Below are 20,492 nucleotides of genomic sequence, written 5' to 3'. Positions count from 1 at the left end.
GTACAACATCTGCGATCCGAGCGACCGCTACAGATGAACGTAAATTTTGATACAAATAATTTCATGAGACTCGATCGACATTATTTATGCGATTAAACCTGAAAGCCTTGTCCCGATTGAATCCCAGCAAATATAATTCCCGGAATTCCTAATGTTACCCCTAGACATATAAAAACTTTCCGGTAAAATCGAACCAAAATTAATAATGTATAAAGTAACGAAGCGAATTATGGAGGGCAAACCCATTACACCAGCTCAGAACTCATCTAACCTGTCAGCTTCACCTGAAAGCGACCAACAAGTATTGCAAATTTGGGGTCGCCAGCCCCTTAAAGGACATATCAAAATCAGCGGCGCCAAAAACTCGGCCTTAGTCGTCATGGCAGGAGCCCTGCTATGCCCAGAGGATTGCCGTCTCCGCAACGTTCCCGGTCTAGTCGATGTCGCCCGCATGGGGCAAATTCTCTCGGCTGTAGGAGTCAAATTACAGCAGCACGGCGACGTTTTAGACATCAACGCCAGCAGCCTCATAGACGCTCAAGCCCCCTACGAATTAGTCAGCCAACTGCGGGCGAGCTTCTTCATCATCGGGCCACTGCTAGCACGTTTGGGATTTGCCAAAGTGCCCTTGCCCGGTGGGTGTGCCATCGGTGCGCGACCCGTTGAACTCCACGTTCGCGGTCTGCAAGCCCTGGGTGCCGAAGTCCACATCGACCACGGCACGGTTCACGCTTACGTCAAAGGGCCGAACCGCCGCCTGAAAGGAGCCAAAATTTATTTGGACTACCCCAGCGTCGGCGCAACTGAAACTTTGATGATGGCGGCGACTCTGGCTGAAGGAGAAACCGTGATTGAAAATGCGGCTCAAGAGCCGGAAGTCGCAGATTTGGCGAATTTCTGCCGCGCAATGGGAGCAAAAATTCAAGGCGCTGGCACGAATACGATCGTCATTTCGGGAGTTCCCAAGCTGCACGCGGTAGACTATTCAATTATTCCCGATCGCATTGAAGCCGGAACATTTTTAGTAGCCGGAGCCATCACTCACTCGGAAATCAGTTTGTCGCCGGTAATTCCCGACCACCTGACCGCAGTCATTGCCAAATTGCAGACAATTGGGGCGAAAATTATTGCAGAAGCCCCTGACATTTTGCGGATAGTTCCCGGCCAAACTCACTCGGCCACAGACATCGAAACTCTGCCTTATCCCGGTTTCCCCACAGATATGCAAGCTCAGTTTATGGCTTTGCTGACGCTGAGCGAAGGCGACAGCTTGATCAAAGAAACCGTGTTTGAAAATCGCTTGCGCCACGTAGCAGAGCTCAACCGCATGGGCGCGGACATTCGCCTTAAAGGCAATGTAGCGATTGTGCGCGGAGTGTCGCGGCTGTCGGGTGCGCCGGTAGTAGCAACAGATTTGCGGGCTTCGGCGGCGTTAGTGTTAGCGGGACTTGCCGCCGATGGTGTCACCACCATCAGCAGCTTGCAGCACTTAGACCGCGGCTACGAGCAGTTAGAGGTGAAACTGCAAAAATTGGGAGCTAAGTTGCGGCGCGTCAAAGAGGGTACAGACCCGGCGACTGCTGAGGCTCCTGTCAATCCAGTGCGATCGGGTTTAAACTGTTAATTAGTCAGTTGACCGTTGACTGTTGACTGTTGACGGTTAACTGTTGACGGTTAACTGTTGACGGTTAACTGTTGACTAAGGAATAATCACTACAATGTCGAACATACCGCTCATCGGTTTAAAAGCAGACCAGTTTCGCCACCCGCTAGACTTGGAAGCCACCAGCACTCTCAAACAACTGCCCGGTCTGGATTTGATCGTGCGGCAGTTGCTGGGACAACTGGGCGAACAGTTTTTCATGCTGGAAAATCTGGCTTCCAGCGTCCAAGTCGGCGAAAATCAATTGCCCCACCTGCATCAATTGCTGTTGGATGCCTGCAAAACTCTGGATTTGGAAGCGCCGCAGCTTTATGTCCGCCAGCATCCGATGCCAAATGCTTACACCTTTGCGATGCGGGGAAAGCAGCCTTTTGTGGTGATGCACACTTCTCTGATTGATTTGCTCACAGACGAGGAAGTTAAGGCAGTAATTGCTCACGAGTTGGGGCATTTGAAGTGCGAGCACGGAGTTTACCTGACTCTGGCTAATTTAATTGTGTTGGCGGCCGGTCAAATTTCGCCTGTGGGAGCCGTGCTGGCGCAGGGTTTGCAGGCGCAAATGTTGGAATGGTTGCGGTGTGCGGAATTTACGTGCGATCGCGCCGCCTTGCTCGCCACCCAAGACCCAAAAGTGGTAGCATCGGTGCTGATGAAACTGGCCGGAGGTTCGCCGACTTTAGCTTCCAAACTGAATGTCGATGCGTTTTTGGCGCAGGCGCGGGCCTACGACGACCTCAGCAGCACTCAACTGGGAGAAATGCTCAAACAAGCTCAGACGGCTCAGTTGTCCCATCCTGTACCAGTATTGCGCGCCAGAGAGATCGATCGTTGGGCAAGTTCAAAAGATTATGAATCTTTGCTTGCAGGAAATCGATCGGTGTGTTATGATGGTGAAACCCAAAAGGGCGGGTGGCGAAATTGGTAGACGCATCAGACTCAAAATCTGACACCGAAAGGTATGAGAGTTCGATTCTCTCCCCGCCCACTGCTAAAAAAGCTTAATAAATCTAGGGTTCCAGATGATAAGTCTGGAACCCTAATTTATACTGGGCATCGGGAATCGGGAATCGGGCATCGGGAATCGGGCATCGGGCATCGGGAATCGGGAATCGGGAATCGGGAATCGGGCATCGGGAATCGGGAATCGGGCATCGGGAATCGGGCATTGGTAACTAATGACAACAGTCAACAGTCAACCGTTAACAGTCAACAGTCAACAGTCAACAGTCAACAGTCAACAGTCAACAGTCAACAGATTTTATGGGTGAAATCGCCGCTTTAGGCGCTGCATTTGTCTGGGCTCTAGCTTCCACCATCTGGCAGCGAGTGGGACAGCAACTCCCCGCAGTCGTGCTAAACTTGCTCAAAGGCGCGATCGCCCTTTTCATGCTCCTTGCCACTGTACTAATATTAGGCAAACCCTTACCCGCAATCAACCCTAATATTTTAGCAATGCTGCTCATCAGCGGCGGGCTAGGAATTGGCATCGGAGACACCGCTTTCTTTATCGTATTAAAATATTTAGGCGCGAGGCGAACGCTGCTTTTAGAAACCCTATCTCCCCCTTTAACAGCTTTATTCGGCTTAATCTTTTTGCAAGAAAAGTTATCGGCCATTGCTTGTACTGGCATTCTTTTAACTATCTGCGGCGTAGCGTGGGTAATTGCAGAACGAACAGCCGAAACAACCTTATCATCAAAACATATTTGGCAGGGATTAGGTATTAGTTTATTAGGACAAACAAGCCACGCCGCTGGAGCAATTTTATCCCGCGCCGCCTTCACTCAAATAGATATTGATCCCCTGTGGACAGCCGCCTTGCGTTTGAGCGGTGGTATGGCAGTTATGTTGTGCTTTTTGAAGCCAACAAACCTTGACAGTTTCAAACAATTAAAATCCTCCAAAATATTAGCTGCAATAATTCTGGCAGCTTTTTTAGGAACCTATCTCGGAATTTTCCTGCAACAGACTTCACTGAAATATGCACCCGCAGCAATCGCTCAAACACTCAGTTCTACCAGTCCCCTATTTATCCTGCCTTTAGCCGTGCTGGCGGGCGAAAAAGTGAGCATTCGGGCTGTTTTGGGGGTAGTTGGTGCGATCGGCGGAATCGCCTTATTATTGGGTTTGAAGTGATTAGATTTGATCTCAATTCCGGTGCCACCGGAATGATTGTTGACTGTTGACTGTTGACGGGCGGGTCGAAAAACTGAATGGTTGAGTGTTAACTGTTGACACTAATAGGCACGGCGCCGTCTCGAAAGCAATGGGTAATATTAATTCCGATGCTACCGGATTTGATATCACAACTCCGACAAGTGGAAACAAAACTCTACGGAGAGATTGAGAAGCAAATTGCAAACGCTCACCAGAAGGAAGAGGAAGGGATTTATGCTTCTAATACTTGGGTAAAACAATTGGCAGAAATCCGTAAGGATTTTGGTCTGATTATCCGCTAAATCACGAAGGCCACAGCTAATCCGAATACTTGAATCTGAGAAAGCGCGATCGCCCTTACATCCCAACTTGTCACAAAGCACGCGCGGCGCAGCTATCCCGTAGGGAATCGCCCTTATAAGCTGTTGTGCATTTAACTTATATCTTTAGGGCGGGCAGGATGCCCACCCCACAAAAGTTTAATTGTATTCGGTCGTGCAATTTAAATGCCTCGGAGCTTATTCTTTAGAGAAGAAACGGCCCGAATAATATTTCTTCATCGATTCGTGAGAAATAATCCCCTCACAAGATTCGTCTCTCGGCAAATCTCCTCTCGCTTCCTGCCAAGGCATTTCACTGCAAATCATTCGTTCCAAAGTTGCATCATCATACTCAAAATAAGCATCAGCAACTTCCTCGATAAATTCCCCGATTTTTTGGGGAAGTTTCGGTTGTTCGATTTTCTCTGTAATTGGTTCCCCACTAAATTGTCGTTGATACTTTTCTAATAAATCAGGAATAACCGGCCCGTGAATCCCTGCTTGAAAATCTGCATCAAATAGTGGCTTGCCGTAAACTCCTAAATACCAAGCTTGAGCGTAATACATAAGTTTTTGTAGCTTGTAGGCGTTGATTGCTACATTAGTTTGGGCGGCTAACCAAATAAAAGCATTGGCAATATCTTGCTCACTCACTTTTACTGAATTACCTGGAACCGCAACAACTTTGAGTTGACCTTCGCCTATCTGTTCCAATAGTTCAGAAACTGACAAGTTAAATTCGGCGGCAATTTGCTCAACTCTTTGCCAAACTGGAGAACTCACAGTTATTTGATATTCATTTTTTGTTGAGATAGCTTGAGTCATAGGCCTCCTTAGAGCTGACTTAAATAATTCTAGCAAACAGTGCCGAATAATGACCTCATGCAGTCTTTTCTAAACCTTATAACTCAAGTGCAACTCACCCACAATCGGTAATTCAAATACATTACTCTCTCGCAACCGCTTTGAGAAAAACATAACTTCCAGATTTTCAATTTCCTCCGTGTCAGGATTGAGACGAGCCACAATTCCATATTCTAGTTCTTGCGATTCTTGCTCTGCATAAGGCGAACATTTATTGACGTACAAAATATCCCCAATAGCATCGTATTTAAAAGTTAGTTTTTCTGCCATATTATCTCTCCTTGGGTAACATTTTTTGTTAAGTAAGCTGTCACGATCCAATAGCGCTCTCTCGGAACTGTATCATTCACAACAGCTACTACAACATACCTACCCTTGCGACCCTTACCATACTGCTGTGAAAATAGAAAAGTATTGCCGAAACGTAAATCACATCGAACCTCATCTGGGTCAGCTAGAGTTTTAGCAATTCTTTCCTGATAAGATGGTAGCAAATCGGGATGTGTATCAACAATATGTAGTTCTCGCTCTTCAGTGAGTTCAACCTCGCTATCGAGATATGGACAGAAAAATTGTGTTGTCACATTCCTCCATTCTTGCCAGTCCTAGTTACCTAACTTTTAGATTACCATAATTACCTGATAAGTTTAGCGATCGCCCATCCCAACCCAACTTGTCAAAAAGCACGCGCGGCGCAGCTATCCCGTAGGGAATCGCCCCTGCTTGACCGATCGCCTCAACTCTGGTTAATATACAAGAGTAAGCTTTGGAGAGAGTGCTTGAAACTGCCCAATTATGAAAGAGCAGTCGTTCCTGAAAAGAAAATTACCGAATATCTGCTCTCACTCACCCACCGCGACGGGAAAAGCAAAGCAAAATTTTTTTTACGGTTTGGTTTTTCAGTTGATGCTTGGGAAATCATGGCAACTGCCTTGCTGCGTCATGCCGCAGACCATGAATTAGCTAAAATTGAAGAATCTCCTTTTGGCAGTCGGTACGTTATTGAAGGAGAAATGCTAGCAGCAGATGGCAGAAAACCCTTTGTGCGTTCTGTTTGGTTTATTGAAACCGGAGGCGACACTCCCAGGCTAGTAAGTGCCTATCCACCAGATTAAAAAATAAAATGATTCAAGAACTTGACAGCATTGTTTTAACAATTGATATCCCCGAAAAAAAATTAAGCCAAGGCGATATTGGCACAGTTGTTTTAGTACATCAAGGTGGGGTAGGATATGAAGTAGAATTTGTTACCTTGACGGGGAAAACATTAGCTATTATTTCACTCTTTAGCTCCCAAGTCCGTCTCATAGGTGATAGAGAAATTGCTCACGCCCGGATGCTAGCTTGAGCGTTATCTAAATGGAAGCAAAAACATTATGAACACTCACAGATTCACAGGCATCATTTACAAAGAAGAAGATAGATACATTGCCGAATGTCCAGAAATCGGCACAGTTGACCAAGGCGAAACCATAGAATAAGCGATCGCCAATCTTAAACAAGCTACAAAACTCTATCTCGAAGAATGTCCATTATTAGAGCCCCGACTTATTAAAGAAGCCGGAGCTCTAGCTACTATTACAAATTGCAACTCATATCCCCAGATAATTGACTGAAACGCGCATTTTCCCGATAGTCTACCGGACAGTCAATCACGCAAGGGACATCTTGAGCAAGGGCTTCTTTCAGAATCGGAATAAAATCCGTTGCAGATTCCACTCGATAGCCTTTTAAACCCATACTTTCGGCAAATTTCACAAAGTCGGGATTGCCAAATTTGACGAAATCGGAATGACCAAAATAATCTTGCTGCTTCCATTCAATTAACCCGTAACCGCCGTCATTAAATATCAGCGTCACAAAATTAGTACCGACTCGCAAAGCAGTTTCTAACTCTTGGCAATTCATCATAAAACCGCCGTCGCCGGTGGCTGCTATTACTTTGCGATCGGGATAAACGAGTTTTGCAGCTACCGCACCCGGAATCGCAATTCCCATCGCCGCAAAGCCGTTGGAAATCAAACAGGTATTCGGGCGATCGCAATGATAGTGCCGCGCGATCCACATTTTGTGAGCTCCCACATCAGATATAAGAATATCTTCCGGGCCCAGGATTTGCCGCAAATCGTAAATGAGTTTTTGTGGCTTGATCGGGAAACCGTCGTCGGCTGCATATTGTTCGTACCCAGCCCGAATATCCGCCCGCAATTGCTTAGCAAAAGGGTCTACTTTCTCCATGCGATCGGCACGCTGCAAAATTTCATTGAGAGAATCAGAAATATCCCCCACAACTTCTATAAGAGGAATATAACTGCTGTCAATTTCTGCTGGCAGAGCTCCAATATGAATAATCGGAATTTTTCCTTCAGGATTCCACTTCTTCGGGGAATATTCAATCAAATCGTAGCCAACAGCAATCACTAAATCCGTTTCTTCAAAAGCACAGCTAATGTAATCGCGTTTTTGCAAGCCCGTCGTCCAAAGCGCCAAAGGATGAGTGTAAGGAATTACGCCTTTGCCCATGAAAGTATTAGCTACGGGAATATTCAATCGAGTAGCAAATTGTGTCAAAGCATCGCTGGCGTTAGCGCGGATCGCGCCGTTTCCTACTAAAAGCAGAGGACTTTTTGCCTTGGAAATTGCCACTGCGGCTTTATTCAAGCTTTGGTAAGCGCCAAAAGTTTTTTCGCGGTTGTCTTTGGTGAGCGGCTGTCCTTCAGCAGGCATGGCTGCGATGTTTTCAGGTAAGTCAATGTGAACTGCTCCCGGCTTTTCACTTTGAGCTACTTTAAAGGCTTTGCGGACAATTTCTGCCGTCGTGCTGGGGCGAACAATTTGAGCATTCCACTTAGTAACTGGCGCAAACATGGCCACCAAATCTAAATATTGGTGCGATTCTATGTGCATTCTGTCTGTGCCGACTTGTCCGGTAATTGCTATTAAAGGAGCGCCGTCTAAGTTGGCGTCAGCAACTCCTGTCATTAAGTTAGTTGCGCCCGGGCCCAAGGTAGACAAGCAAACGCCGGCTTTGCCTGTGAGACGACCGTAAACGTCTGCCATGAAAGCGGCGCCTTGTTCGTGGCGAGTAGTAATAAATTTAATTGAAGAGTTTCTCAGGGCTTCTAGAACTTCTAAATTTTCTTCTCCAGGAAGTCCGAAGACGTATTCGACGCCTTCATTTTCTAAACATTTTACCAATAGTTGAGCTGTGTTCATTTCCGTTTTTCTCCTCGGTTAATGGGGGTTTTGGGTCTTTCTTTTTCAACCGATCGCCAAAATACTAGATGGGAATTTTTAACCGCAGGTAAACGCAGATAAACGCAGACTTATGTAGATTTGTGCGATCGGTTGATAGAGTGGGAGCTTATTTCACCCACACTGTTTTTATGTTAACAAATTCGTGCATTCCTTGGATGCTCAATTCGCGTCCGTAACCGGAGCGTTTGATGCCGCCAAAGGGCAATCTGGGGTCTGATTTTACTAAGCCGTTGATGAATACGGCGCCTGCTTCTAGTTCGGAAATAAACCGATCGCTCTCTTCTCTTACTGTAGTCCAAGCTGACGCACCCAAGCCAAAAGATGTGCTGTTTGCCAGTTCGATCGCCTCATCGATGCCTGCAACCCGGAATACTAAAGCTACAGGCCCGAAAAATTCTTCTTGACGCGCAGCAGCCTCCGGGGGAATCTCTGCCAGAATAGTTGGCAAGTAGAAATTGCCGCCATTCTCTGACAATGCGCGGCCGCCTGTCAGAAGTTTTGCTCCCGATTGGATGCAAGTTTGCACTTGCTTGTCCAAGTCTTTGAGGATTGCCGGAGTAGCTAAAGGGCCGATATCGGTTTCTGGCAACATCGGATCGCCTACTTTTAATTGCTCGATTTTTTCGACAAATCCTGTGATGAATTCGTCTGCGATATCTTCGGCTAAAATAAAGCGTTTGGCGGCGATGCAAGATTGACCGTTATTGAGCATCCGGGATGTCACAGCAGTTGATAAAGCTGCTGCTAAATCGGCACTGGGCATCACAATAAATGGGTCGCTTCCTCCTAATTCCAGTACAACTTTTTTCAAGTTTTTGCCCGCATTTGCTGCCAAACTTTCACCCGCTGGTTCGCTACCGGTGAGAGTTGCTGCTTTTATACGATCGTCCGCAACGATATCAGCTACTTTGTCGGCGCCCACTAACAAAGTTTGAAAAACGCCTTCGGGAAAGCCCGCTTCCGTGAAAATTTCCTCTATTTTCAAAGCGCACTGCGGCACGTTGGAAGCGTGTTTGAGCAAGCCGACATTGCCCGCCATCAGCGCCGGCGCCGCAAACCGAAAAACTTGCCAAAATGGGAAATTCCACGGCATGACGGCTAAAATAGCCCCTAGCGGTTGGTAGCGGACAAAGCTGCTGCTAGCGTCAGTGGTTGCCGGTACGTCTGCCATAAATTGAGCGGCATTTTTGGCGTAATAGCGACAAACTAAGGCGCATTTTTCCACTTCGCCGATCGCAGATTTGAGCGTTTTGCCCATTTCCAGGGTCATCATTTCAGCGTAAATTTCGCGATCGCGCTCCAAGATGTCTGCAGCTTTCTGCATCCACAGAGCTCTCTGCTCAAACGGCAGGTGGCGGTATTTGTTAAAAGCTTGCTGTGCTAATTCCAGCTTAGCTTCGATTGCCTCATCCGCGATCGCCTCGAAAGTTTTCAGCGTTTCTCCCGTTGCCGGGTTGATAGTAGCAATAGCCATTGTTTCATCTCCTGTGTGAAAAACACAAAACTCCCTGCTAGTTTTCCGCCTAGGCAGGGAGTTGTATCAATGTATTACAAAATAGGAATTTACCAGCCACGTTTTCTTTCAGGTCTTGCCAATTTGCAAGTGCCGCGATTTGTTTAAATTTCTCTACTTTTAATTATAGTTCAGAGTCTCGATCGCAAATCTTAAGAAAATTTGTCTTTCTGAAATCATGCACAAATCTCGCTTAACAGGCTGGACGGCCTGTTCCATAAAAGTTAAATGTTCTTGTGGGGCGTCCCGCCCGCCTCTGACAGCTTGATTCACAATTAATGGTGCAAGATGGATGAAATATCTTGTCGGCTGTCCCGCCCGCCTTGCATTCTCAAGAACAGTATAGCCGTAGGGTGCGTCGCCCTCAAAAATCCTCAAAAAAAGCGAAAATCTCGCAGCGACGCACCTTACAAGAATTAGGCATAAGGTGCGTCGCCCTCAAAAATCCTCAAAAAGAGCGAAAATCTCGCAGCGACGCACCCTACGATAATTAGCGATTCCCCTCCCTCAAACAGACTGTTCCTGAACGTAATCCTGCACGTAAGACTGATAGTAATACCTGCTGCCTTTATCGTTATTCGCCACCATTCCCAACAGCGGAATTCCCGCCATTTTTAAATCTTCAAAAGCCAACACCAGCGCCTCACGCTGAGTTTGATGCAGCCCTACTACCAACATCAATCCGTTAGTGTGAGCCGCCAACAAATTCGCATCCGCCAAACCTAAAAGCGGCGCAGTATCGTAAATAACTAAGTCAAAATGACTTGACAAAGCTGCCATTAAATGCTGCATTTTGCGGGAAGAAAGCACCTTTGTGGGATCGAAAGGAACCGGGCCCGAAGTTAACACAAACAAATTTTCATCACGGGGCGATCGCACAATCACCTTTTGCACATCCACATCATCAGCAATCACATTGTGCAGGCCTTGCCAATTCGGTAAACCCAGCATTTCATGTACCTGCGGGCGCCGTAAATCGGCATCCACTAATAGCACTTGCTGCCCCATTGCAGCCGCCGCCCGCGCCAGATTGACTGCTACCGTAGACTTGCCATCACCTACTTGACAAGAAGTAATTACACAAGAATTGATCGGAGTATCAACGTTTAGTAAGCGAATATTAGCATTGAGCGATCGAAAAGCTTCTTGAAAAGCATCCGTCGGCATCGGCGAAATTGCCACATCCACCGGGCTTGTCTCAGCAGGAGGAAGTCTCAAAATTTTATCGCTAGCAGGAATTACCCCCAACAAAGGCAGGCGAATCGACTCTTTGACATCCTCTGGAGTTTGGAACACCGTTTTATTTTTAAACCGTTCCGCCAACTGCGCCGTCAGCATACCAAACAGCAAACCAGCCAATCCCCCCAAAGCCAAATTCAAAGGCATAATCGGAGCAACAGCCATCAACTCGCCATTTTTGTAGCGCGGAATTTCCGGCTTAGCAATAACTTCCCAAGCCACCTCTTTTTTACCCACAGCTTCAAGCTGCAAAGCTTGCTGTTTTGCCAGCAAACCATTCAGCGTATTGTTAGTTAAATCCAACTCGCGCTGCAAATCCGAATAGCGCCGCAAAATCACTGGTAATCCTTGAGAGTATTGATTCAACTGCTTAGCAGCTTGTTCCAAAACTTGATTCCGCACGCCCAGCACCTGAATTAAATTAGCAGTACCAATAAACTGCTCGATTAACTTAATCCGCACCGGATCTTGAAAAGCCAGCACTTGCGAATTTACCTTAGCCAAATCAGTTCCCAGAACCTGTTGGGCTTCTTTCTTCAACAAAGGAATCAGGTTCTTGCGCTGTTCTCGCAACAATTGCATTTGCGGAGTTTCGTCTGTAAACGTAGCCGAGTTAATCGCAATTTGCCCTTCTAATTGCTGCAATTGAGTCAGCATCGCTTGATAGCGGGGAGCTTGACTCAGAGCCGAGGCCATCAGCGCTTGCTTCTGGTTTAATCCGAGCTGATTTTGCAGATTGGAATAGAGCAATCTCTGCTGATTGAGCTGCGATTGCGCTTCCAATCTTTGCGTTTGAAGTTCACTGATTTGCTGCGCGAGTTGTTGCGTTTGAATTTGCGGGTCAATGAAATTGTACTGCTGCCGCAACTTTTGAATTTCTGTTTGCAGAGCTTGTTGGCGCTTTCGCTGGTTGGGAATTTGCGATTTCACAAAATCCAGAGTCTGACTAATTTGAGTTGTGGTATCTTGCACGCTGTAGTTGCGGTAGCCTAGCGCCACTTTTTCCAAAACAAACTGAATTTTTTTCGGGTCATAATCCCGATATCTAACTTCGATAATCTTGGTATTTTTGAAGCGATTAATTGACAACCTAGTTTCCTGAGAAAACGGCAAATTATCGGCTTTTTGGTTCAAGAGGTAGTTGTAATTTATTTCGGGATACTTAGCCTGCAACTGTTTAATAATCGGCGACATTACTTGCGGGCTTTGCAAAACTTGAATTTGGGATTCGTAGTCAAAACCGCCCTTTTCTTGGGTCGCGGGGGCCGCTGGTTGCAGTTTCAGCTCACCGGAGTAGATTTTTGCTAAAGTATTTTGCGTAACCGCTGGTTCTACTAATAATTGAAAGCGCCCTTCGTACTCGCTTTTTTGATTCAGTGTCCAGGCGAAAACTCCGGTAGTTACTGCCGCTGCTACCCCGATGACTAAAATGGAGCGACTGCGGCAAACTTCCCAAAAACTTAACTCTTCTGCCTCGGTTTTGTTTCTGCCTAAAAATTGATCTTCTTCATAAAGCCCCGAAGACATTTTTTGCAGATTGGCGGCTTTTTTATGATTAAACAGTGCTACTTGTGATTGTTTCCCTGGTTTCATTGGATTTCTACAACTTATTAGTTTAAACGTCTGTATTGGTAGCGGAGTTTCAGGAAATCGGTTGATTCCTAGATATTTCATTACCAAACCGCAATTTTTTATAGAAAGCGGGTTTCTGAGGTCTTAATGCCAGTCTATTCAACTCACCGAAAAATATCGAACAATCGAAATATTCCTAACAGGGGGCTGAGAGGAGCGAGAGTCCCGCCTACATTATCCGAGAACGTAGCGCGACCCGATCGCCTTACCATAATTACATCATTATTTTGCAGTTTGGGATTAGTTTCTTCATTGGCAGTTGCGGAAAAATCCACCTTAACATTTAGCTGCGAAACAGTGCCGTTAGGATTGAGGCGAATTAAATTCACCGAATCCATTTCGGCCCGCGCTTTATTAAAACCTCCCGCTGCTACCAGCGCTTGATTTAAAGTAGTGTTGGGCAGCACCGCAATCGCTCCCGGTTTCACGACTTCTCCTACAATGTTCACCCTAATCGTATCCGGTGAAAAATTAGAATTAGCAACTTGTTCGTCTTGGGTTGCATCGAGGTTTTCGGCTTTGGGAACGATTACCGTATCTCCCTGTTGCAGCGCTAAATCTTGGGATACATCTCCCCCTTCCAAAAGTTGCCACAAATTCACATTAATAATTTGTTCGGTACCCGCCCGCGTCAGGCGGCGAACTTGTATTTGTCTGATATCAGCTACCGGCGTAATGCCGCCCGCCATTTTAATTGCCCTCGTTACAGTTTGCTGCAAAACATTTTCCCCGCCGTTGGTTTCGCTAGCAGCAAACAAACCAGAATTTTCACCCATTTCATTCTCTTGTACCCTACTTTGAGCCTCTTTTGCCAAAGTATAAGTACCGGGGCGAGTTACTTCGCCCACCACAGCAATATTAATCGGTTGAGTGCTTTGTCCGGTAATGTTAGCTACTGCTAAAGTCGGTGCTTCTTGGCGGTTGAGGCTAGTTACAGTGGGAATAAATATAGTATCGCCGTCGCGCAAAGTCATATCGGCGCGCAAATCGCCGTTTTGCAATAATTCCCACAAATCCACACTAATAATTTGTTCCGCTGCGTTGCGCTGGGGGCGGCGGATTTTGATTTGTCGCACGTCTGCTGACTGGGTAATTCCACCAGCCATTCGCAGAGCCCGCGATATTGTGGGCATTTGAGTTCCCATTTGCTCTGCTGTGCCTCCGGGGCCTGCTGCTGAGGATATTGTATAGGCTCCGGGGCGGTTGATTTCGCCCGCGATCGCAATTTGCAAAGGACGTGCCGCCAGCAGTTTCAGGGTAATCCAAGGACGTTTAAGGTATTTGCCGTATTTGTCTTTAACAACATTAGAAGCTTGTTCTAGGGTCATACCGTACACCGCAACGCTGCCAATTAACGGCAAGTTCAGGGAACCGTCTGCCTGTACTTGGTGTTGACCGTTGGGGCCGCTGTATTCCGGGACGTTGAAGATGTCCATTTGAATACGATCGCCCGCGCCTAAAGTGTAAACTTCCGATCGTACACTTGAAGGTTCACTTGCCGGCAATCCCGGCAATCCCGGCACTGCCGGTACTGGTACAGGAACAGGAGAACCCGCATCAGCAGGAGGAGGAGGAGGAGGAGGCATCAACTGGGCAGCCGCAGGAGATGAACCCACCGCCACCAGCACTGACACTGTTAAACTTTGAATCATTAAACTTTTGACAGCATTGCTTGCCCAATAACTTAGCTTGCAGCTTTTGCTGGAAACCTCTGCCTGGGCCCCTTTCCTTGCAGGAAATGGGAGAAATTCTTCACCCTCCCTATCTGCGAAGGGGACACAAGGGTGAGATTTTTTCTCAAGTTGCACGCCGTGCGAATAACTTTTCACCACCATCGCTTTTTGCCCCTATCCTCATCCAACCCCGCCAACATCAAATGTAACCCAACTGTTCTAACTTGGTCAGAACTTTTTTAACACTCTCTTCCACAGTTTCTCGCTCTGTGTAACAAATAATCTCAGGATTAAGCGGTTCTTCATAAGGATCGTCAATTCCCGTAAAACCCTTAATTTCTCCTGCTCTGGCCTTAGCGTATAGCCCCTTGACATCGCGATCTTCGCACACTTCTAACGGCGCTGTGATATATACTTCAACAAAATTGGGCTCCATTGCTCTAATTTCGTCGCGAATTGCTCTGTAGGGGCTAATAGCTGCGGTCATTACGGCTACTCCATTGCGGCTCAGCAGGTGAGCTACAAATCCAATCCGCCGAATATTAGTATCTCTGTCTTCTTGGCTAAATCCCAAACCTTTTGACAAGTTGGTGCGAACGACATCTCCATCTAATATTTCAACTTTGCAACCTCTTGCCTTCAATTCGGGTTCGAGGGCTTTGGTGATAGTTGTCTTGCCGGAACCGCTCAGCCCGGTGAACCAGAGGATAAAACCTTTTTCCATTTTCAATTGCTGGGTTAGTAGTGAATAGTGGGGAAATTACGCGACGTATGACTTTAGTGTGGCGGTTCCCCATTTTCTGATTCTTTTTGATTTGAGATGCGATCTGACTTTCACAATAACTAATTTTTTTATTAACCGCAGAGGACGCAGAGGACGCAGAGGTAGAGGGAAGAGGATAAAGAGGTAATTTTAAAATCCGTAGGGTGCGCCGCCTGTGTACCCTTACATTCAATGGGCGATCGCCAACGCCGAACATCTATCCTCTGGGTGCTTGTGGTCGCACCTTACATGATGAATGAGCCTCTTGCAATCTAAAATCTAAAATCTAAAATCTAAAATCCTATTCCCCATGTCCCCAACCTTAAAAGCAGATGTTTTGGTCGTCGGTGGCGGCACCGGCGGCACAGCAGCAGCCGTGCAAGCAGCCCGCCGAGGTGCCAAAACTATTTTAGTAAGCGAATTCCCCTGGCTGGGAGGAATGCTGACTTCGGCTGGCGTTTCGGCCCCCGATGGCAATGAATTAGCAGCTTTTCAAACCGGTTTGTGGGGCGCGTTTTTGCGGGAACTCCAGCAGCGACAGCCGGGAGGTTTGGATTGGGGCTGGGTAAGTTTTTTTACTTACGATCCCCGCACCGGTGCTGAAATTTTCGCTGATTGGGTTAAATGTTTGCCGAACTTGCACTGGATTTCTGGACAAACTGCTCAAGATGTGCTAAGGGAAGAATCTCGCATTTCTGGCGTTCGGTTTGCAGATTTTACGGTTTCGGCCAAAATCACTTTGGATGCAACGGAATTGGGAGATTTGCTGGCTTTAGCGGAGGTTGGACACCGCTGGGGTTGGGAATTCCAAGCCGAGTGGGGAGAACCCAGCGCGCCGGCTGCCTCTAATGCTCTCACACAGAGGTATTCGGTGCAAGCTCCGACTTGGGTGGCAATTATGCAGGATTTTGGTAAAGGTGCAGCCGGGCCAGAAATTCCCGCGCCACCTGTAGACAATCCCGATCGATTTATGGGTGCTTGGGACGGTTACACTCCCGAACAATTTCTCAATTACGGCAGGCTGCCAGGGGGATTGTTGATGATTAATTGGCCGATTCGAGGTAATGATTATGGTGAAGGGGTCGATCGACTCATTAAATCAGAAACATCTCGACAAGAATTCCTCCAAGAAAGTCTCTGGCATACTCAAAGTTTCGCCCGCTTCATTCAAACGCAACTCGGCCCCCGCTACGGCCTAGCACAGAATATTTTCCCGATTTCAACGATCGACAATCAACAAAATTCTTCCCTTCTTTCTTCCTTTGCCTTACATCCTTACTACCGAGAAAGTCGGCGCTTGCGAGGGATAAGTACAGTCACAGAACAAGATATTTTGCCTATTGTCGGTGGCAGAGTCGCGAAGTTGCCGATAAATTCTGAGGGTATTTGTGAAACAATTGCGATCGGCAACTACGCCAATGACCACCACTACACCAGTGGCGACATTCCCTTGCAGCCCAAATCGATCCGCTGGGGCGGCCGCTGGACGGGGACTCCGTTTACCATTCCTTACAGCGCGCTAATTCCTGCGAGTACAGACGGTTTGCTAGTCTGCGAAAAAAATATTTCCGTCTCTCACATCGCCAACGGTGCAACTCGCTTGCAACCGACAGTAATGAATATTGGACAGGCGGCGGGGATGGCGGCGGCTTTGTGCGCGGAATCTGGATGTCAGCCGCGGGAGTTGCCGGTGAGAGTGTTGCAGGAAGCTTTGCTGCAAGATTCCGAGGCGAGTGCGGCGGTTATTCCTTTATTTAATTTGACACGGGGGCGATCGGACTGGCTCGACTGGCAACGCTATTATCTCGATCGACCCCAAGCATATCCCGCCAGCGGCGAATGTCAGGAGTCAGTAGAGAAACAAAGCAGTCAAACAGCAAATACCCACAGCCAATTTTCGGGCATTTTCCGTCGCCTCGGCGAACAAGACTGGACACTAACGCTGACAAGCCCTGCATCCTTAGCCGGTCAAACTTGGCAACTCGTGACTTTGGACTCCGAAAGCGACAGATTTTTACACAGTTGCGAAACCGAAAAGCCTCTGACAGTATGGGGCAGGCTGAATTCGGCAGGTGCTTGGCTGCTGGCGGGCTCAGTAGAATTGAAGAGGTAGGGTTTTTTGCAGAGATCCGAAAAATTCACAGAAATTTATCCTGATCGATCGGGGAGAGTCCGTATCAGTTAATAGACAATGACACGGATACTAACCCCATGCAAACTTACACACCAATTGCTTTACAGAGTCTTTTGGGCGTTACTTTGAGCGCCACTGTCGTTCGAGCCTTTGAATCCCTCGTCGGACTGCTGGAAGTTGCCACCGCTTCATACATTTTATCCGCCCAAACCGAACAAAGGGGCGATCGTTCTCCTGAAAGAGGCAGCGGACGCCGAGAGTTCAGTGAACCTAATCTTTACACTCATCAACTACAAGCATTTTAATGACATTGGACGAAAGCGATTTCCGTTATTGAGTTAGTTTCTGCCGCCCGTGTCGAGCGCTCAATCTGATTTCCTGGGAGGCTAGTTTTTCAGGTTTCCAAGGCCACTGCATTTCTTGTTTACAGTCATTAGGCTCTTCTTTTATGTGAGTGATGATAGCATATAAACCTTAAACCGCCATCTATCGAGAGATTGAATTTCGTATTTGGCGGTTTTGTATATTATTGCAACTTTCGGGGTAGTGCAATTAGGATTTTTTTTTTATTACTGAACCCAGAGATTTTATTTATTCCATTTTACATCGACTTCTGACAGCTCTCATAGATCAGATGCTACGCATCTAAAGTGTCTGTTGCTTCGGGAGGGGTAGAGGGTGAGAAAGGGAGAGGGAAAGATAATTTTCCGCTTTTTATACAAGGATTTTAGGAGACAATTTAAATGCGAGATAGCTTAACTTAAGCCTGATTCCTTCTTCCTTTTTCCTTCTGATTCTTCCTTCTGATTCCTGATTCCTGATTCTATAGTTTGATAATTTCAGGGAAATTAATCCTGATCAGCCTGGGTAATGTCGTATCTCTAAATAGATACTGATACAAATACTACCCATGAAAACCTACACAGCAATTGCTTTACTGAGCCTGTTGGGCATTACCTTGAGTGCCAGCGCCGCTCAAGCTTTTGAATCTCCACTCCCCATTGTCGAAACTGCCACCGCCCAATATATGTTGTCAGTCCAAACTCAACAAAGCGGCAACCGCCCTGCTGAGAGGGGCAGACGCAGAAATTTTACTGAGCCTACAGTTTACACTCATCCGCTACAAGATTTCTAATGACACTGGACGCAAGTGATGACCACAACTGAGTTGCTTCGGGCCGTTCATTCGATCGCGCGATCGGATTTTCTAAAATTCTAGTGTTTCAGGTTAAGCGACAATTGCACTTTTTGTGGACAGTTCTGAGGAGATTCTTTTTTGTTTGAAAAATGTTAGCATATAAACGGGAAACCGCCATCTACCTAGAGATAGATTCTAGTCTGTGGCGGTTTTGTATTGAAAAGGCTTCAATTACACAGTAACTAACCACAGGCCTCTGATCATCTGGGTTTTTCAAACGATATCTCTCGCGCTCCACCCTTATTTTGGGGTTGTACAATTTGAGGAGGATTCTTGTGGGGTGTCCCGCCTGCTGTGAAAATACAGCGGACGGGCTACGAGATCCCATCCCACAAAACCATCAAAATCTTCCCGCAATTATGCAACAGCCTTATTTTAGTCGATCGAACCGGGTTTGGGCATCCATGACTATTCAAGAATTAGGGGATCGGAGTCGCCTGAAATTCTTGGCATCGCAACAGTTATTTACCTTCTCCCCCCCACAGGTAGGGTTTAATTTTCAACCGCTGCACTATAATAAACTTGCGATAACTAACTCATATATAGGTAAACTGTCAGCGCAGAGGGTGCAGGAATCTACTTAAATTGGCCACCAATAAGAACCACTTATGCGGTGTGGATAGCCTTTAAGCCCCTGCCCCTGTTACCTCAGGGAAATTAACTAACCTGAATATTAGGGTAGCTGGCAAGCTTTCCGGCGACAGTCGGCTATGCTTGATTCGGCGCTCTCGCAATAATTTAATGGAGGATGACAAAATGCCTCCTAATTTGGCTATTTCGGGGATAGTGATGAAAAATGACTCTTTGGATCTGGTCAAAAGCCTCAGCCCTAGTGCAATGGATCAGATCATGCTATATCTGGCGTTTAGCGCCATGAGAACCAGTGGGCACAGGCACGGGGCGTTTCTAGACGCGGCCGCAACGGCGGCTAAGTGTGCCATTTATATGACTTATATGGAGCAGGACAACAACCTGCGGATGACCGGACATTTGCATCACATTGAGCCTAAACGGGTGAAGGTGATAGTTGAAGAAGTCCGGGAAGCTCTGACTCAGGGAAAATTGCTGAAAATGTTGGGTTCGCAAGAACCTAGATATTTGATTCAGTTTCCTTATGTCTGGCTGGAACAGTATGGTTGGATGCCGGGACGCCCTCGCATTCCGGGAAACAATTTGACTGTAGATGAAAAAAAATATCTCGAAGGCAAGATTCCTCCGAATCCGCCTGATGCTCAACTGATCAATTCTTTTCAGTTTATGGAGTTGATCGAGTTTCTGCACAGGCGATCGCAAGAAGATATGTCTCCAGAAAGGCGAATGCCTTTGAGCGAAGCTCTAGCAGAACACATTAAGCGGCGCTTGATCTATTCTGGGACAGTAACTCGCATTGATTCTCCTTGGGGAATGCCGTTTTATGCCCTCACCCGCGCTACTTACTCTCCCGCAGAGCAGGAAGAGCGGACATTTACTATGGTTGAGGATACGGCTAGATATTTCCGGCTGATGAAGGATTGGGCGGAAAAACAACCGAAGGTGATGCGAATTATGGAGACTTTGGATATTCCGCCGGAACGGCTCGACCAAGCTCTTGAGGAATTAGATGAAATTATTCGCAATTGGGCAGATCGCTATCACAAGCGGGGCGAACCGACGATGATTTTACAAATGGTTTTTGGACCGCAAGACGACGCTTAGTTGGATTAACTATTAATCATTAGTCAGGAGTTGATTGCTTGAGACTAATGACTAATGATTAATAGCTAATAGCCCTGGACGGCGCAACCGGGTTTTTTTCTTCCAAAAATACTGTGTTATATCATGTCCGATCGAGCGATTAAAAGGGCGGGTTTTTGAGATTGTCAATTATTGGCACATATTTGTCGTGAAAGAGCCCCTACCGTATTAGGGGTAATCGACCGGACGTAATATTAATCGTTTGAATTCTCGTAAAAAACTAGGTTTCTTGGGTCGCGAATGCGTCCAGGATTAACTAAGGATCGCGAATTAAATAACTTACAATTTTAATTGTTATTGTGGGATGGGCGTCCCGCCCGTCCAAAAAGGACGGGCGGGACGCC

Annotated in this window: 20 protein-coding genes and 1 tRNA gene; 12 read left to right on the top strand and 9 right to left on the bottom strand. The window is 46.8% G+C overall.

All coding sequences use genetic code 11. The features are described 5' to 3' along the window. The first annotated feature begins 205 nt into the window (after window positions 1-205). From murA to QUB35_RS15235, 6 genes are all read left to right on the top strand, one after another. The gene (gene murA / locus QUB35_RS15260; RefSeq protein WP_333142699.1) at window positions 206-1,624 is read left to right on the top strand and encodes a UDP-N-acetylglucosamine 1-carboxyvinyltransferase; all 1,419 of its coding nucleotides are present in this window, start codon (window positions 206-208) and stop codon (window positions 1,622-1,624) included. A gap of 94 nt (window positions 1,625-1,718) precedes the next feature. After that, a complete protein-coding gene (locus QUB35_RS15255) occupies window positions 1,719-2,588 on the top strand; it encodes a M48 family metallopeptidase (RefSeq protein ID WP_333142698.1) in 870 nt (289 codons plus the stop codon). Continuing rightward, window positions 2,567-2,648: transfer RNA gene (locus QUB35_RS15250), tRNA-Leu, on the top strand. The genes QUB35_RS15255 and QUB35_RS15250 overlap by 22 nt, the downstream gene beginning before the upstream one ends. Beyond that, window positions 2,622-2,945: a hypothetical protein gene (locus QUB35_RS15245; protein WP_333142697.1), complete on the top strand. Its 324-nt coding sequence runs from the start codon at window positions 2,622-2,624 to the stop codon at window positions 2,943-2,945. Before QUB35_RS15250 ends, QUB35_RS15245 begins: the two co-directional genes overlap by 27 nt. After that, entirely contained in the window at window positions 2,924-3,799 is an 876-nt protein-coding gene (locus QUB35_RS15240; RefSeq protein ID WP_333142696.1) for a DMT family transporter, read from the top strand. Before QUB35_RS15245 ends, QUB35_RS15240 begins: the two co-directional genes overlap by 22 nt. A 95-nt stretch (window positions 3,800-3,894) precedes the next feature. Beyond that, window positions 3,895-4,122, top strand: a complete 228-nt coding sequence (locus tag QUB35_RS15235) for a hypothetical protein (protein WP_333142695.1) — start codon at window positions 3,895-3,897, stop codon at window positions 4,120-4,122. 216 nt (window positions 4,123-4,338) lie between these two features. On the opposite strand, the gene QUB35_RS15230 is transcribed toward QUB35_RS15235, so the two are convergent. From QUB35_RS15230 to QUB35_RS15220, 3 genes are all read right to left on the bottom strand, one after another. Continuing rightward, window positions 4,339-4,965, bottom strand: a complete 627-nt coding sequence (locus QUB35_RS15230; RefSeq protein WP_333142694.1) for a type II toxin-antitoxin system antitoxin SocA domain-containing protein — start codon at window positions 4,963-4,965, stop codon at window positions 4,339-4,341. 69 nt (window positions 4,966-5,034) lie between these two features. Beyond that, window positions 5,035-5,274 carry a DUF2283 domain-containing protein gene (locus QUB35_RS15225; RefSeq protein WP_333142693.1) on the bottom strand — a complete coding sequence of 80 codons (240 nt, stop codon included), beginning with the start codon at window positions 5,272-5,274 and terminating at the stop codon, window positions 5,035-5,037. Continuing rightward, on the bottom strand, window positions 5,259-5,588 hold the full coding sequence (locus tag QUB35_RS15220) for a hypothetical protein (RefSeq protein ID WP_333142692.1): 330 nt from the start codon (window positions 5,586-5,588) through the stop codon (window positions 5,259-5,261). Before QUB35_RS15220 ends, QUB35_RS15225 begins: the two co-directional genes overlap by 16 nt. Window positions 5,589-5,783: 195 nt before the next feature. Here QUB35_RS15220 and QUB35_RS15215 point away from each other — a divergent pair, with 195 nt between their 5' ends. Together QUB35_RS15215 and QUB35_RS15210 are read left to right on the top strand one after the other, a co-directional pair. After that, window positions 5,784-6,119 carry a DUF6883 domain-containing protein gene (locus QUB35_RS15215; protein ID WP_333142691.1) on the top strand — a complete coding sequence of 112 codons (336 nt, stop codon included), beginning with the start codon at window positions 5,784-5,786 and terminating at the stop codon, window positions 6,117-6,119. 8 nt (window positions 6,120-6,127) lie between these two features. Then, window positions 6,128-6,352, top strand: a complete 225-nt coding sequence (locus QUB35_RS15210; RefSeq protein ID WP_333053374.1) for a DUF4926 domain-containing protein — start codon at window positions 6,128-6,130, stop codon at window positions 6,350-6,352. A gap of 230 nt (window positions 6,353-6,582) precedes the next feature. Here QUB35_RS15210 and QUB35_RS15205 read toward each other — a convergent pair whose 3' ends face one another. From QUB35_RS15205 to cysC, 6 genes are all read right to left on the bottom strand, one after another. Then, complete coding sequence (locus QUB35_RS15205; protein WP_333142690.1) at window positions 6,583-8,220, bottom strand: acetolactate synthase large subunit; 1,638 nt, start codon at window positions 8,218-8,220, stop codon at window positions 6,583-6,585. 148 nt (window positions 8,221-8,368) lie between these two features. Next, window positions 8,369-9,736 (bottom strand): NAD-dependent succinate-semialdehyde dehydrogenase, encoded by a 1,368-nt coding sequence (locus tag QUB35_RS15200; RefSeq protein ID WP_333142689.1) that lies wholly within the window; start codon window positions 9,734-9,736, stop codon window positions 8,369-8,371. A 159-nt stretch (window positions 9,737-9,895) separates the two neighbouring features. Next, the gene (locus QUB35_RS15195) at window positions 9,896-10,153 is read right to left on the bottom strand and encodes a hypothetical protein (RefSeq protein ID WP_333142688.1); all 258 of its coding nucleotides are present in this window, start codon (window positions 10,151-10,153) and stop codon (window positions 9,896-9,898) included. Window positions 10,154-10,282: 129 nt separating this feature from the next. After that, the gene (locus tag QUB35_RS15190; RefSeq protein WP_333142687.1) at window positions 10,283-12,607 is read right to left on the bottom strand and encodes a polysaccharide biosynthesis tyrosine autokinase; all 2,325 of its coding nucleotides are present in this window, start codon (window positions 12,605-12,607) and stop codon (window positions 10,283-10,285) included. Window positions 12,608-12,750: 143 nt separating this feature from the next. Next, window positions 12,751-14,298, bottom strand: a complete 1,548-nt coding sequence (locus QUB35_RS15185) for an SLBB domain-containing protein (protein WP_333142686.1) — start codon at window positions 14,296-14,298, stop codon at window positions 12,751-12,753. Window positions 14,299-14,518: 220 nt separating this feature from the next. Continuing rightward, window positions 14,519-15,043, bottom strand: a complete 525-nt coding sequence (cysC, locus tag QUB35_RS15180) for an adenylyl-sulfate kinase (protein WP_333142685.1) — start codon at window positions 15,041-15,043, stop codon at window positions 14,519-14,521. Window positions 15,044-15,392: 349 nt separating this feature from the next. Between cysC and QUB35_RS15175 the strand changes: the two genes are divergently transcribed. From QUB35_RS15175 to hetR, 4 genes are all read left to right on the top strand, one after another. Beyond that, window positions 15,393-17,195: an FAD-dependent oxidoreductase gene (locus QUB35_RS15175; protein WP_333142684.1), complete on the top strand. Its 1,803-nt coding sequence runs from the start codon at window positions 15,393-15,395 to the stop codon at window positions 17,193-17,195. A gap of 98 nt (window positions 17,196-17,293) precedes the next feature. Then, the gene (gene patX, locus QUB35_RS15170) at window positions 17,294-17,521 is read left to right on the top strand and encodes a heterocyst-inhibiting protein PatX (protein WP_333142683.1); all 228 of its coding nucleotides are present in this window, start codon (window positions 17,294-17,296) and stop codon (window positions 17,519-17,521) included. Between the two features lie 605 nt (window positions 17,522-18,126). Then, window positions 18,127-18,351 carry a hypothetical protein gene (locus tag QUB35_RS15165; RefSeq protein WP_333142682.1) on the top strand — a complete coding sequence of 75 codons (225 nt, stop codon included), beginning with the start codon at window positions 18,127-18,129 and terminating at the stop codon, window positions 18,349-18,351. An 852-nt stretch (window positions 18,352-19,203) separates the two neighbouring features. After that, on the top strand, window positions 19,204-20,109 hold the full coding sequence (hetR, locus tag QUB35_RS15160; RefSeq protein ID WP_333034952.1) for a heterocyst differentiation master regulator HetR: 906 nt from the start codon (window positions 19,204-19,206) through the stop codon (window positions 20,107-20,109). Window positions 20,110-20,492 lie beyond the last annotated feature (383 nt).

Origin of the sequence: Microcoleus sp. B13-B6 (assembly GCF_036705405.1) — a bacterium.
GTDB lineage: Bacteria > Cyanobacteriota > Cyanobacteriia > Cyanobacteriales > Microcoleaceae > Microcoleus.
The sequence above is the reverse complement of the archived record's forward strand: the minus strand, read 5'-3'. Positions and strand labels throughout refer to the sequence as shown.